The 13,518-nt window shown below is 69.0% G+C and carries 13 protein-coding genes and 1 tRNA gene; 6 read left to right on the top strand and 8 right to left on the bottom strand.

Features of this window, described 5'->3' with window-relative positions; genetic code table 11:
* Window positions 1-4 precede the first annotated feature (4 nt).
* Window positions 5-1,669 carry an arginine--tRNA ligase gene (gene argS, locus ACRQ5B_RS11795; protein WP_432394046.1) on the bottom strand — a complete coding sequence of 555 codons (1,665 nt, stop codon included), beginning with the start codon at window positions 1,667-1,669 and terminating at the stop codon, window positions 5-7.
* Window positions 1,670-1,795: 126 nt separating this feature from the next.
* Here argS and ACRQ5B_RS11790 point away from each other — a divergent pair.
* A tRNA-Arg gene (locus ACRQ5B_RS11790) sits at window positions 1,796-1,868 on the top strand.
* Between the two features lie 64 nt (window positions 1,869-1,932).
* On the opposite strand, the gene ACRQ5B_RS11785 is transcribed toward ACRQ5B_RS11790, so the two are convergent.
* Entirely contained in the window at window positions 1,933-2,913 is a 981-nt protein-coding gene (locus ACRQ5B_RS11785) for a cation diffusion facilitator family transporter (protein WP_432394043.1), read from the bottom strand.
* A 114-nt stretch (window positions 2,914-3,027) separates the two neighbouring features.
* Between ACRQ5B_RS11785 and ACRQ5B_RS11780 the strand changes: the two genes are divergently transcribed.
* Together ACRQ5B_RS11780 and ACRQ5B_RS11775 are read left to right on the top strand one after the other, a co-directional pair.
* Window positions 3,028-4,074 carry a M4 family metallopeptidase gene (locus ACRQ5B_RS11780; protein WP_432394040.1) on the top strand — a complete coding sequence of 349 codons (1,047 nt, stop codon included), beginning with the start codon at window positions 3,028-3,030 and terminating at the stop codon, window positions 4,072-4,074.
* A 41-nt stretch (window positions 4,075-4,115) separates the two neighbouring features.
* A complete protein-coding gene (locus tag ACRQ5B_RS11775; RefSeq protein ID WP_412883423.1) occupies window positions 4,116-4,403 on the top strand; it encodes a protealysin inhibitor emfourin in 288 nt (95 codons plus the stop codon).
* Window positions 4,404-4,409: 6 nt separating this feature from the next.
* On the opposite strand, the gene ACRQ5B_RS11770 is transcribed toward ACRQ5B_RS11775, so the two are convergent.
* Window positions 4,410-5,375, bottom strand: coding sequence for a GlxA family transcriptional regulator (locus tag ACRQ5B_RS11770; protein WP_432394037.1), 966 nt, complete (start codon window positions 5,373-5,375; stop codon window positions 4,410-4,412).
* 81 nt (window positions 5,376-5,456) lie between these two features.
* Here ACRQ5B_RS11770 and ACRQ5B_RS11765 point away from each other — a divergent pair, with 81 nt between their 5' ends.
* Entirely contained in the window at window positions 5,457-5,624 is a 168-nt protein-coding gene (locus tag ACRQ5B_RS11765) for a hypothetical protein (protein WP_412883425.1), read from the top strand.
* Window positions 5,625-5,700: 76 nt separating this feature from the next.
* Here ACRQ5B_RS11765 and ACRQ5B_RS11760 read toward each other — a convergent pair whose 3' ends face one another.
* Both ACRQ5B_RS11760 and ACRQ5B_RS11755 read right to left on the bottom strand, forming a co-directional pair.
* Window positions 5,701-6,525 (bottom strand): SDR family oxidoreductase, encoded by an 825-nt coding sequence (locus tag ACRQ5B_RS11760; protein ID WP_432394034.1) that lies wholly within the window; start codon window positions 6,523-6,525, stop codon window positions 5,701-5,703.
* Window positions 6,526-6,566: 41 nt separating this feature from the next.
* Window positions 6,567-7,232, bottom strand: coding sequence for an SDR family NAD(P)-dependent oxidoreductase (locus ACRQ5B_RS11755; protein ID WP_432394031.1), 666 nt, complete (start codon window positions 7,230-7,232; stop codon window positions 6,567-6,569).
* Between the two features lie 95 nt (window positions 7,233-7,327).
* Between ACRQ5B_RS11755 and hrpA the strand changes: the two genes are divergently transcribed.
* Both hrpA and ACRQ5B_RS11745 read left to right on the top strand, forming a co-directional pair.
* Window positions 7,328-8,821, top strand: coding sequence for an ATP-dependent RNA helicase HrpA (gene hrpA, locus ACRQ5B_RS11750; RefSeq protein ID WP_432394028.1), 1,494 nt, complete (start codon window positions 7,328-7,330; stop codon window positions 8,819-8,821).
* Window positions 8,818-11,376: a DUF3418 domain-containing protein gene (locus tag ACRQ5B_RS11745; RefSeq protein WP_432394025.1), complete on the top strand. Its 2,559-nt coding sequence runs from the start codon at window positions 8,818-8,820 to the stop codon at window positions 11,374-11,376. The genes hrpA and ACRQ5B_RS11745 overlap by 4 nt, the downstream gene beginning before the upstream one ends.
* 34 nt (window positions 11,377-11,410) lie before the next feature.
* Here ACRQ5B_RS11745 and ACRQ5B_RS11740 read toward each other — a convergent pair whose 3' ends face one another.
* The 3 genes from ACRQ5B_RS11740 to ACRQ5B_RS11730 all read right to left on the bottom strand — a co-directional run bounded on the left by ACRQ5B_RS11740 (window position 11,411) and on the right by ACRQ5B_RS11730 (window position 13,467).
* A complete protein-coding gene (locus ACRQ5B_RS11740; RefSeq protein ID WP_412883429.1) occupies window positions 11,411-11,839 on the bottom strand; it encodes an HIT family protein in 429 nt (142 codons plus the stop codon).
* Window positions 11,836-12,981 carry an NAD(P)-dependent alcohol dehydrogenase gene (locus ACRQ5B_RS11735; RefSeq protein ID WP_432394022.1) on the bottom strand — a complete coding sequence of 382 codons (1,146 nt, stop codon included), beginning with the start codon at window positions 12,979-12,981 and terminating at the stop codon, window positions 11,836-11,838. Before ACRQ5B_RS11735 ends, ACRQ5B_RS11740 begins: the two co-directional genes overlap by 4 nt.
* Window positions 12,982-13,173: 192 nt before the next feature.
* Window positions 13,174-13,467 (bottom strand): hypothetical protein, encoded by a 294-nt coding sequence (locus ACRQ5B_RS11730; protein ID WP_432394019.1) that lies wholly within the window; start codon window positions 13,465-13,467, stop codon window positions 13,174-13,176.
* Window positions 13,468-13,518 lie beyond the last annotated feature (51 nt).

Raw genomic sequence — 13,518 nt, 5'->3', positions numbered from 1 at the left:
ATGGTCACATCCGTTCCGGCGCCGAGACGCCCAGCAGGTCAAGTCCGTTGGCGAGCACCTGGCTGGTGGCGTCATTGAGCCACAGACGGGTGCGGTTGAGGTCGGTGACGTCTTCCTCGCCGAGGGGAGCCACCCGGCAGGCGTCGTACCAGCGGTGGTAGGCGCCGGCGATGACCTCGAGGTGGCGGGCCACGCGGTGCGGCTCGCGCAGCTCGGCGGCCTTGGCCACGATTGAGGGGTAGCTGCCCAGGTGCGAGAGCAGTTCGTTCTCCGTGGCGTGGTCCAGCAGGGCGGCGTCGAAGGCCTCCCGGCCGTCCACGGAGCGCTCGACGCCGGCTGCGGCGGCGTTGCGGGCGGCACCGCGGGAGCGGGCATGGGCGTACTGGACGTAGAAGACCGGGTTCTCGTTGCTGTGCTTCTTCAGCAGCTCCGGGTCCAGGGTGAGCGGCGAATCGGCGGGGAACCGGGCCAGGGAGTAGCGCACGGCGTCCTTGCCCAGCCAGGAGATCAGGTCCTTGAGCTCGATGATGTTGCCGGCCCGCTTGGACAGCTTGGCACCGTTGACGGAGACGAGCTGGCCGATGAGGACCTCGATGTTGACCTCGGGGTCGTCGCCCGCGGCGGCGGCGATGGCCTTGAGCCGGTTGATGTAACCGTGGTGGTCGGCGCCGAGGAGGTAGATCTTCTCGGTGAAGCCGCGGTCCTTCTTGGACAGGTAATAGGCGGCGTCGGCGGCGAAGTAGGTCGGCTCGCCGTTCGCGCGGATCATCACGCGGTCCTTGTCATCGCCGAAGTCCGTGGTGCGAAGCCAGACGGCGCCGCCGTCGTCGTAGACGTGGCCCTGCTCGCGCAGCCGGGCGACGGCGCTGGCGATCGCCCCGGCGTCGTGGAGTTCCTGCTCGGAGAAGTAGACGTCGAACGCGACGCCGAACTCCGCGAGGGTCTGCTGGATGTCCTTGAGCTGCGCCTGGTAGGCGGAGGCCCGGATGACCGGCAGCGCCGCCACGTCCGTCAACTCCCGGATGGCCGGGTGCTCGGCGAGGACCTCGTGGCCCAGGTCGGCAATGTATTCGCCCGGGTAGCCGCCCTCGGGAACGTCACGGCCGTGCAGGCGGGAGAGCACGGAGTTGGCGAAGACATCCATCTGCGAACCGGCGTCGTTGATGTAGTACTCCGCCGTGACGTCCGCGCCGGAGGCCCGGAGCACGCGCGCGATCGAATCGCCCAGGGCGGCCCAGCGGGTGTGGCCGATGTGCAGCGGCCCGGTGGGGTTGGCGGAGACGAACTCCATGTTCACGGTGCGGCCCGCGAGCGCGGTGTTGGTGCCGTAGCCGGACCCCGCCTCAACGATGGCCTTGGCGAGCGCCCCCGCGGCGGCGGCGTCGACGGTGATGTTCAGGAACCCGGGCCCGGCGATGTCCACGGCGGCCACCCCGGCGATCCCAGCCAGACGCTCGCTCAGGAGCCCGGCCAGCTGGCGGGGGTTGGTCCCGGCCGGCTTTGCCAGCTGCAGGGCGATGTTGGTTGCCCAGTCCCCGTGGTCCCTGTTCTTCGGCCGCTCCACGCGGACAGCCTCCGGAATATCGGTGGCGGCGAGGGCGATCTCACCGGCGGCGACGGCGTCCTGGAGGCAGGCGGATATGGCAAGGGAAAGTTCTTCTGGGGTCACGGTTCAAGCCTACCGGGGGCCCGCATCTGCGCGGAATTCCGGCACCCGCTGCGTCGTTTTCGTTTGCGGCCCACCTTCCTGCTAAGCTCTAGGACGTCCCGCCGGTGACGGCAGGAATCCCTGATTGCCCTCGTAGCTCAGGGGATAGAGCGTCTGCCTCCGGAGCAGAAGGCCGTAGGTTCGAATCCTACCGAGGGCACAGTGAGAACCCCTCCGCTTCAGCTGAAGCGGAGGGGTTCTTTGCGTTGCGCCTGGGTTCCCGCCTACGGCGTCGCGCCTTCCTTGTCCGCGCTGATCTGCAGGGGCTGCTCGTCCGGCGTCGCCAGGGTCAGCACCGCTTCCTCGACCGTCTCGTGGTCCTCGAGTTCGCGTTCGATCCGGCGCAGCGCCACTGCCACCTCGTGCTCGGGGTGGTCGCCCTCCAGGTCCACGGCCGCGACCAGGTAGAGCTTCCGCGGGCCGACAAATTCGAGGTGCAGGTAGGTCAGCCGGGCGATGTCCCGGTGCTCCAGCACCCGGCGGGCCATGGACTGTTCGATGTCGCTGGTGACGCCCTGGCCCACCAGGAAGCGGCGGTTCCGGTCGATCAGCACGACGGCGACGACGGCCAGCAGGACGCCCACGACGATCGAGCCGATGGCGTCGGGCAGCGGGGAGCCGGTGACCTGGTGCAGGAAGATGCCGACGAAGGCGACCACCAGGCCGATCAGCGCCGCGGCATCCTCGGCGAAGACGGCCCGCAGCGTCGGGTCGGAGCTGATCAGCACCTGCTCCAGGGTGTGCCGGTCCAGTTCGTGCGCGGCCTTCCGGGTCTGCCGGAACGCCTGGACGAAGGAGATTCCCTCGAAGACGAACGCCGCCGCCAGGACGATGTAGGCCACCATGAAGTCCGCGGAGGGCTCGGGCGCGATGATCTCCTGGATGCCGTGCATGATCGAGACCACGGCACCGGCGGTGAAGAGCCCGAATGCCGCGAACATGGACCAGACGTAGGCCTCACGGCCGTAGCCCATGGGGTGGCTCTTGTCCCGCGGCCGGGCCGAACGCCGCTCTGCCAGGAAGAGGAAGACCTGGTTGCCGGTGTCCGCCCACGAGTGCGCCGCCTCCGCCGTCATGGACGCCGAACCGGAGAGGAAGGCCGCCACCGACTTGGCGACCGCCACCAGGACGTTCATCGCGAACGCGATGATCACCGTCAGCAGCGTGGAGCTGGATTTCTTCTTCTCTTTACCGGAGTGCGCCATGGGCTTACCGTACCCGCCGGGAGGCCCGCCCGACGGATCGGGCGGCGGCGCCCCTGCCAAATGTCGCACCCCGCTCTTAGGCTGGTCGCATCGGCTAGAGCAAAGGGGTCTCACATGTACTGCTCCATCATCCCGCCCTACCTGTTGCGCCGGCTGGCGGCACAGACGTCGGAACCCCGGCTGGAGGCGGCCGCGCGCGCCGCCCGGGAGGCGTTGCTGCACGTCAAGAGCGTCCAGGCCGCACGGGCCGCGGCGGCTCCGACGGCCCCGCCGGGAATCCGCCAGGTGGCGCCCGGTCCGCCGCAGCGCACCATCTATGACGCGAAGGGCTCGGAGAACCTGCCCGGCGCCCTGGTCCGCAAGGAGGGTGAGCCGGCCACCTCTGATCCGGCCGCCGACGAGGCGTACGACGGGCTCGGACACACGCACCGGCTCTACGCCGAAGCCTTCGGGCGCAACTCGGTGGACGGCAACGGCCTGCCCCTGGACGCGACGGTGCACTACGGGCAGCGCTACGACAACGCCTTCTGGGACGGCCACCAGATGGTCTTCGGCGACGGCGACGGCCAGGTGTTCAACCGGTTCACGGTGGCGCTCAGCGTGATCGGCCACGAGCTCACCCACGGCGTCACCCAGTTCTCCGCGGGGCTGACCTACCGGAACCAGTCCGGTGCGCTGAACGAGTCCGTCTCGGACGTCTTCGGTGCGTTGGTGGAACAGTTCGTCCGGCAGCAGGACGCGGCGCAGGCCAGTTGGCTGATCGGCGAGGGGCTCTTCACCGACCAGGTCCAGGGCGTCGCGCTGCGCTCGATGAAGGCGCCGGGCACGGCGTACGACGACGACGTCCTGGGCAAGGACCCGCAGCCCGACTCGATGGAGGGTTACGTTCACACCAGCTCGGACAACGGAGGGGTGCACCTGAACTCCGGCATTCCCAACCGGGCGTTCTACCTCACGGCCACCACCCTCGGCGGGAACGCGTGGGAGGCGCCGGGACGGATCTGGTACGAGACCCTGACCGGAGGATCGCTGAAGCCGGCGTCGACATTCAGCGCCTTCGCCAAGGCCACCGCGGCCTCCGCGCAGGAGCTGTTCGGGGCCGATTCGCCGGAGCATGACGCGGTGCGCTCGGCGTGGGAAACTGTCAAAGTCAGGCTGTAAGGCGGCAGCCGGCCGTAATCCTGGTGGCTGGAGACGAACCCATGAAGATCACCGTGCAGCGCAGCGGCGGCGTCGCGGGATTCCAACGCGTCTGGAGTACCGAACCCGCGACGCCGGACGCCGTGGACCGTTGGCAGGGCCTGATCGAGGCGTGCCCGTGGGATGACCTCCCCGGGGACGAGGACGAGGCCCCGCAGCCGGACCGGTTCGTCTACAGCATCCGCGCGGGCCGGCGTCGAGCCACCTTGCCCGAACGGCACATCACGGGTCCGTGGCGCGAGCTGGTCGAGTGCGTGCGCGCCGACGCCGGGGACGTGCCAGGGCAGTAGCCCTCCCTAAACCGCCGCGAGATGGCCGCGGAAGGCCCGCCGGTATGACTGCGGGCTGGTGTCGAGTACCTTGGCGAAGTGGTGGCGGAGCAGGACGGGGTGGCCAAACCCGGACTCCCGTGCAACCTCATCGATGGTCAGGTCCGTCGTCTCCAGCAACTCCTGGGCGCGGAGGACGCGCTGGGAGTTCAGCCAGGCCGCGGGCGTGGCCCCGGTTTCGGCCCGGAAGCGCCGGGCGAAGGTCCGCGGCGACATATGGACCCGCCGCGCCAGCTCGTTGACCGGGTGCTCCTCCGCCAGGTTGCCGACCATCCAGCGCAGCAGCTCCTCCATCGGCTGGGACCCGCACCGGGGAATCGGCCGGTCGATGAACTGTGCCTGTCCGCCGTCGCGGTGCGGGGGCACCACCATGTCGCGGGCGATGCTGGCGGCCACCGCCGCGCCGAATTCCAGCCGCACCAGGTGCAGGCTCGCGTCGATCCCCGCGGCGGTCCCGGCGCTGGTGATGATCCGGCCGTCCTGGACGTACAGCACGTTCTCGTCCACCACCGCCTCGGGATACCTCTCGGCCAGTTCGCGCGAGTAGTGCCAGTGGGTGGTGCAGCGCCGGCCGTCCAGCAGCCCGGCCCGGGCCAGGGCGAACGCCCCCGAGCAGATGGACATCACCCACGCGCCGCGCTCGTGGGCGGCACGCAGGGCATCGATCACGGCGTCGGGAACGTCGGAGTCCTTGCCGAACGGGGTCATGATCACCAGGTCCGCGTCCGCTGCCGCCTCCAAGCCGAGTCCCACGTGCATGGTGGGGCCGGACTGCATCGGGACGTCCCCGGGGACGGGGGTGACGATCCGGAAATCGAAGGCGGGCAGGCCCGCGCCGCGGCCAGACCGGTCGACGCCGAACACCTCGAAAGCGGTGCCGAATTCGAAGATGGAAAAGTTGGGAACCACGATCATTGCCACCGAACGAATCATGATTCAAGTGTGGCAGAAATTCTAGCTTTTTGGGCTTTTCTGCCACTTATTTTTGACCCGCCACCGGCGAACCATAGAGCTATGGAACTCATCGGAATCGCCGTCATCATCCTGGTTATCGCCGTCGCAGCGGCCACCCTCCGCGCCCTCCGCAAGGACGGACTGGGCCACAACCCGCCCGTCCGCTCGGAGGACTACTGGATGGCCCACGACCTGCCAAGCACCGGCTACACCCTGCGGAATTTCTAACCACGCAGCCGGCTTCACACAGCGGCGGGCCGGCCGGGCAGTATGCCCGGCCGGCCCGCCGCTCTCCCCGCAGGACTCAGCCGCCGTGAGCGGCCACGGAGAGCGGCTGCCACTCATTCCAGGTGGCCAGCCGGGACTCGTAGTCGGCGGTGACGATGCCCAGGGGCGCCTCGCCGAAGAAGACCCGCAGCGGCGGTTCGTCCGCGTCCACCAGGGTCAGGATCGGCTCCCGGGTGGCCGTCGGATCGCCCGGGGTGCCGCGCCGGCTCGGCCGGTTGGCCGCCCGCTCGCGGACGCCGTCGTACTCCGGCATCTGTTCGGCGTGACGGGCGGAACTGCCGCCCCAGTCGGTGGCGAAGCCGCCCGGCTCCACCAGGGTCACCTTGATGCCGAACTCCGCGACCTCCTGGGCCAGGGACTGGCTCAGGCCCTCGAGCGCCCACTTGGACGCATGGTAGATGCCCACGGTGGGGAAGGCCGAGACGCCGCCCACGGACGAGACCTGGATGATGTGCCCGCTGCCCTGCTCCCGCAGGAAGGGCAGCGCGGCCTGGGTGACCCACAGCGCACCAAAGAGGTTCGTCTCGATCTGCTCGCGGGCGTCGGCTTCGCTCAGCTCCTCCACCGTGCCGAACTGGCCGTAGCCGGCGTTGTTGACCACCACGTCCAGCCGGCCGAAATGCCCGTGCGCCCGGGCCACGGCGGCGAAGGCGGCGCTGCGGTCCGTGACGTCGAGTTCGATGGGAAGGATCCTGTCGCCGAACTCCTGAACCAGCGCGTCCAGGCTCTTCGCGTCACGCGCCGTCGCGGCGACGTTGTCTCCGCGGCCCAGCGCGGCGAGGGCCCATTCCCGGCCGAAACCACGTGAGGTTCCGGTTATAAACCATGTCTTCGTAGCCATACTCGTACTCCTGTCCAGTGTCGGTGATGTTTCGGGGATGCCTAATCGGAGCTGATCTGCAGCCGGAACCGGTCGCGCTTGGTGTGCAGGTCCCACAGGTGTCCGGCGAGGACGGCCGGGTCTTTCTCCGGGTCGCCGTCGATGATGCGGCCACCGATGATCAGCTGGGACACCTGGATGCCCTCCTCACCGAGCACCTCGTTCAACAGCTGGGCGTAGGCGGCCTGGCCGGCGAACGCGACCGAGGTGCCGGTGACATTGCGTCCGGGCTTTACCGCCGAGCCGCCGTTGACGAAGAGAATGGTGCCCTTGTCCTTGCCCAGGAACCGCATGCCGGGGAGGACCTGGTGGACCGCGGCGACCGGGCCATAGATGGAGAACTCCACGGGTCCCACCAGGTCGGCGGGGGTGGTCTCCAGGACCGGACGCATGAAGTCCTTCTGCGGCAACGGGCTGTACTGCAGCACCTCGATTGGGCCGAGGGTTTCGGTGGCGGCCTCCAGCGCCCGGGTGATGGAGGCGGGGTCGCGGACGTCGGCCGCGAAGCCCTTGGCCTCGATCCCCTCGGCCGAGAGGGTCTCCGCCAGGGCATCCACGCGGCCCTGGTTCCGGGAAAGGAGGGCGACGGAGAAGCCTTCCGCGCCGAAACGACGGGCGACGGCGGCACCGAGCCCCGATCCTGCTCCAATGATTGCGATAGTAGTCATGACGGGTCCAAGTCCCCGGCCCGGCCAAATATTCCTCAGTAGGCTTAGCTTTTGAGCCTTTTCCCCGGAAACCGGCCAGTAGACTGGAGCCAGCCATGACACTCCATATCTCCTACCCCGCCGAGCTGCCGGTTTCCGAGCGCCGCGAGGACCTGATGGCCGCGATCGCCGCCAACCAGGTGACCATCATCGCCGGCGAGACCGGCTCCGGTAAGACCACCCAGATTCCGAAGATGTGCCTGGAACTGGGGCTGGCCGAAAAGGGCCTGATCGGACACACCCAGCCGCGGCGCCTCGCCGCGCGGACGGTGGCCGAACGCATCGCCGAGGAACTCGGAGTCGACATCGGCCAGGAGGTGGGCTTCCAGGTCCGCTTTACCGGCGAGGTCAGCCGGTCCACGAAGATCAAGCTGATGACCGACGGCATCCTGCTGGCGGAGATCCAGCGCGACAAGCTGCTGCGCAAGTACAGCGTGATCATCATCGATGAGGCGCACGAGCGCAGCCTCAACATCGACTTCATCCTCGGCTACCTGAAGCGCATCCTGCCGCAGCGGCCGGACCTGAAGGTCATCATCACCTCGGCCACCATCGACCCGGAGCGCTTCGCCAAACACTTCGGCGGCGAGGAGGAGCCGGCCCCGATCGTCGAGGTCTCGGGCCGCACCTTCCCGGTGGAGATCCGCTACCGTCCGCTGTCCGCCCCCGCCGGCGGTCCCGGCGCGGATGACGGAGACGGCGAGGGCACCGCCTCCGACGATGAGCTGGAGGAGGACCGGGACCCGCTGGACGCCGTCTGCGACGCCGTCGACGAACTCGCCCTCGAGGCCCCCGGGGACATCCTGATCTTCTTCTCCGGCGAGCGCGAGATCCGCGACGCCGCCGAGGCACTGAACGCCAGGATCCAGGCGAACCGGCGGCTGGCCGGCACCGAGGTGCTCCCCCTCTTCGCCCGGCTGAGCCTGCAGGAGCAGCACAAGGTCTTCCATCCGGGCAGCAAGCGCCGGATCGTCCTGGCCACCAACGTCGCCGAGACCTCGCTGACGGTGCCCGGCATCAAGTACGTCATCGACACCGGCACGGCCCGCATCTCGCGCTATTCGCACCGCACCAAGGTCCAGCGCCTGCCGATCGAGCGCGTCTCCCAGGCCTCGGCAAACCAGCGTTCGGGCCGTTGCGGGCGCGTCTCCGACGGCATCGCCATCCGGCTGTACTCGGAGGAGGACTTCGAATCCCGGCCGCAGTTCACCGACCCGGAGATCCTGCGCACCAACCTCGCCGCAGTCATCCTGCAGATGACCGCCATGGGCGTCGCACGCGGGCCCAAGGACGTGGAGAACTTCCCGTTCGTCGAACCGCCGGAATCCCGCGCGATCAACGACGGCGTCACCCTGCTCCGCGAACTCGGCGCCCTGAGCGCGGCCAAGACCGCGGACGCTCCCGACGGCGGCCGGCCCGACGGGCAGCCGGAAGGTGGCCAGCGCCGCGGTGGCCGCCGCCCGGCGGGTCCGGCCGCAACGGCAGCGGCCTCACCGCCGTCGGACAGCAACTCGCCCAGCTCCCGGTGGACCCGCGGCTGGGACGGATGATCGTGGAGTCCGGCAAGCGCGGCTGCGTCCGCGAGGTGATGATCCTCGCGGCGGCGCTGACCATTCAGGACCCGCGCGAGCGTCCCCAAGGGGACGGCTCAGGCAAGCAGCAGCTGGCCGCGGAGAAGCACGCGCGGTTCCGGGATGAGAACTCGGACTTCACCGGCTACCTCAACCTCTGGAACTACCTGCAGGAGAAGCAGCAGGAGCTCTCCTCGACCGCGTTCCGCCGGCTGTGCCGCGCCGAGTTCATCAACTACCTGCGGGTGCGCGAATGGCAGGACCTGTTCGCGCAGCTGCGGCAAATGGCCCGGCCGCTCGGGATCAGCCTGGACAACAAGCGCCTGACCGACCCGGTCGGCAACCACGAGGGCATCCACATCAGCCTGCTCTCGGGCCTGCTGAGCCACATCGGCATCCTGGACGAACGCAAGCGCGAATACGCCGGCGCCCGTGGTACCCGCTTCGCGATCTTCCCCGGCTCTGCACTGTTCAAGAAGTCGCCCACCTTCGTGATGGCCGCCGAGCTTGTGGAAACCAGCCGCCTCTGGGCACGGGTGGCCGCCAAATTCGATCCGCTCTGGGCCGAGCAGGTGGCCCCGGACCTGGTCAAGCGCAGCTACAGCGAGCCACACTGGTCCAAGAAGATGGGCTCGGTGATGGCCCACGAGAAGGTCACCCTGTACGGCGTGCCCATCATCCCCAACCGGCGGGTCAACTACGGCCGCGTGGACCCGGAGCTGTCCCGCGAACTTTTCATCCGGCACGCGCTGGTGGAGGGCGACTGGCAGACCCACCACAAGTTCTTCCACCGCAACCGGGCCCTGCTGCAGGAGATCGAGGAGCTGGAAGCCCGGATGCGCCGCCGGGACATCCTGGTGGACGACCAAACCCTGTTCGAGTTCTATGACGCCCGGGTGGGCAAGGACGTGGTCTCCGAGCGCCACTTCGACAAGTGGTGGAAAGAGGCCCGGCAGCAGGATCCGGCGCTGCTGGACTTCGAGAAGTCGCTGCTGATCAGCGAGGACGCGGATGAGCTCGACGATTCGGCGTACCCGAAGACCTGGTTGCACAAGGGCTTCGAGCTGCCGCTGAGCTACGAGTTCAGCCCCGTGGCCCCGGGGGCCGCGCCGAACCCCTCCGACGGCGTCACCGCCGAGGTGCCCGTGCTGTTCCTCAACCAGCTCGACGACGCCGCCTTCCGCTGGCTGATCCCGGGCCAACGCGTGGAACTGGTCACCGCCCTGATCAAGTCCCTGCCCAAGCAGGTGCGCAAGAACTTCGTCCCGGCGCCCGACGTCGCCCGCCAGGCGGTGGCCGCGCTGGAGGCCGACTTCGATCCCGCCACGGACGACCTCGAGCCGTCCCTGGAACTCGTGCTGCGCAGGCTCCGCGGGCAGGTCATCCCGCCGGGATCCTGGAACTGGGACGCCGTCCCGCCGCACCTGCGCGTCAGCTTCCGCGTGGTGGATACCCGCGGCAAGCTCCTCGACGAGGGAAAGGACCTCGCCGCGCTGCAGGAGAAGCTGGCGCCGGCCACGCGCCGGGCCATCGCCGAGTCACTGGGCGCAACTCCTTCGACAACGGCTCCGAAGAGGGGCGCCGCCCCCGCCGCCGCGGCAAAGGGCAACGCCGGCCAGGGCGGATCAGGCAGTGCACAGCAGGCCGGCTCCCCCGCCGGCTTCACCGAGCTGACCGGCCTCAAGGATTGGACCTTCGGCACCGTGCAGCGCCAGGTCCAGGGCATGGTCAAGGGCCACACCGTCACCGGCTACCCGGCGCTGGTGGACCAGGGCACCTCCGTGGCATTGCGGCTCTTCCAGACCGCGGGCGAACAGGAACAGGCGATGCGCGGCGGCGTGATCCGCTTGCTGGCCCTCAAGGTCCCGCCGCCGGACCGCTACGTCCTGGAGCACCTCAACAACACGGAGAAGCTGACCTTCAGCCAGAACCCGCACGGCTCGGTCTCGGCCCTCATCGCGGACTGCGCCTTGGCCGCGATCGACAAGCTCACGCCGGCCGCCCTCCCGTGGGACGAGCCATCCTTCAAGGCACTGTACGAGCAGGTCCGCGCCGAGCTGATCGACACGGTCTTTACCGTTACCGCCGTCGTCGAGCGCATCCTGGCCAGCACCCGGCGGATCGAGAAGCAGCTCCGCGGCACCACCAGCCTGGCGCTGGTCAGCGCCCTGAATGACATCAAGGCCCAGCTGGAGCAACTGGTCTTCCCCGGCTTCGTGGCACGCACGGGCTACGCCCAGTTGAGCCAGCTGCCGCGCTACCTCGCGGCGATCGAGAAGCGGCTGGAGAAGCTGCCCACCACCGTCCAGCGCGACGCCCAGCATATGGCCGTCGTCCAGGGGCTTGAGGACGACTACGACGACGCCGTCTCGGCCCTGCTCCCGGGCCGGCGCATCGGACCGGAGTTAACCCAGGTCCGCTGGATGATCGAGGAGCTGCGGGTGAGCCTGTTCGCCGTCGAACTCGGGACGGCCTATTCGGTCTCCGAGAAGCGGATCCGGACGGTGCTTAACAAGGCGCTGGCCCCGGCATAACGCCGGGGCCAGCGGGGATACGTCGCGGGGGCCTTTATGCGCCCGGCACGAACTCCCCGTAGCCCGCCGCGCGCAGCCCTTCCCGCAGCTTCTCCGCGTTGACGTCGAGGCGCTCCGGATCCGGGTTCTGGTCCACGGCGCCGAAGTCGTAGTCGGCCATGGAGTTGGACGGCCAGACGTGGACGTGCAGGTGGTTGATCTCGTACCCGGCGATGGTCAGGCCCGCGCGGGCGGAGTCGAAGACGTCCACCTGGGCGGCGCCGATTTTCCGCGCCACCTCCATGACGCGCGCCAGCGTCTCGGGCGACGCGTCGGTCCATCGGTCAACCTCCTCGACCGGCACCACCAGGGTGTGCCCGTCGGCGAGCGGGCCCACGGTCAGGAAAGCGACGACGTCGTCCTCGCGCCAGACGAAACGGCCGGGAATCTCGCCGTTGATGATCTTGGTGAACAGGGTGCTCATGCGTCCGCCTTCTCTGCCGGGGTACCGAGGGTGGAGGCGTCCAGGACGAAGCGGTACTTCACGTCGCCGGCCACCATCCGGTCATAGGCCTCATTGAGCTGGTCAGCGCCGACGAGTTCGATGTCGGAGACCACACCGTGCTCGGCGCAGAAGTCCAGCATTTCCTGGGTCTCCTTGATCCCGCCGATCAGCGATCCGGCGTAGGCGATCCGGCGGCGGATCAGCGAGCCGGGATTGACCGGCGGCATCGCTTCGGACGGCAGGCCGAGCTGGAAGAGCGCGCCGTCAACGCGCAGCGTGCGGAAGTACGGGTTGAGGTCGTGCGGGGCGGCGACGGTGTCGATGATGACGTCGAGGCTGCGGTCCGCCGCTTCCATGGCGGCCGGGTCGGTGGAGAGGACCACGTGGTCGGCGCCGAGTTCACGCGCGGCGGCGAACTTGCGCTCCGACGTCGTAAAGACGGTCACCTCCGCCCCCATCGCCTTGGCGATCTTGACGGCCATGTGGCCGAGGCCGCCGAGGCCCACGACGCCGACGGCGTCGCCCTCCTCGACCTCGAAGTGGTTCAGCGGGGAGAACGTGGTGATGCCGGCGCACAGCAGGGGCGCGGCGGCGGCCGGGTCCAGGCCCTCGGGGATGCGGAGCACATAGTTGCGGTCCACCACGATCGAAGTGGAGTAGCCGCCCTGGGTGACGGCGCCGTCGTTGCGGGCATCCTTGGCCCCGTAGGTGCCGGTCATGCCCTTTTCGCAGTACTGCTCGAGGCCGTCAAGGCAGCTCTCGCATTCGCGGCAGGAGTCGACCATGCAGCCCACGCCGACGCGCTCACCGACGGTGAAGTCGTCGACGGCAGAGCCCACACGGGTGACCCGACCCACGATTTCGTGGCCCGGAATCAGCGGGTAGGTGTTTCCACCCCATTCGCCGCGGCTCGCGTGGACGTCGGAGTGGCAGAGGCCGCAGAACTCGACGGCGATCTCGACGTCGTCGGCCTTCGGGGCCCGGCGGGCGACGGTCAGGGGCACGAGGCCGCTGTCCGGGGCGGTGGCGCCGTAAGCAGCGGCCAGGGTGGGGCCGGCGGCGTCGGTGAGGTCGGGAAGGGGCTTGGCGAGGGGCGGCGGTACGGGGCGTCCTGGAGTCATGGTTCGACGCTACCCCCGGCGTTGGTTTCCGTGCCACTTGGGGGACCTTGCTGGCGGCGCCGGACCCGGGCGGCCGGGTCCGTTGCCGTGTGGTTAAGGAGCGTCCGCAGCATCGGGTCATTGACCGGATCGCCGGGACGGTCCGGGTGGGCTTTGGGCTGAAGCTGGCGCTGGAACCCGGGCACTGACCGTTCAGTCCGTGAAGCCGACCGGCTTGCCCGCGGCCCGCGCATAGGCGATTTCGCCGGTCGTGGATTCGCCGATGTAACCGCCGGGGTTGACCACCAGGATGCGATCGGCAAGGTCGATCTTGCGGCGGTGGACTGCGCCGAGCGTTGATTTCTGCTCATCGGTCAGCGGTCCCGCTGCCTCCGCCGGCGCGAGGACGATGGCACCCGCGAGGGTTAACTCGACGTTGGCCGCGCGCATCTCCCGCACGAAGCTGGCTGAGCCGCAGAGGCAAACGATCTGAGGTCGATCTGGCACGGCCGTGTCCCTTCGCGTTAGTGGGGTGGGAGTCACTGTCGCTGCGCGCGA

Origin of the sequence: Pseudarthrobacter sp. L19, assembly GCF_050859435.1 — a bacterium.
Classification (GTDB): domain Bacteria; phylum Actinomycetota; class Actinomycetes; order Actinomycetales; family Micrococcaceae; genus Arthrobacter.
This window is presented reverse-complemented; position numbering and strand designations above follow the sequence as displayed.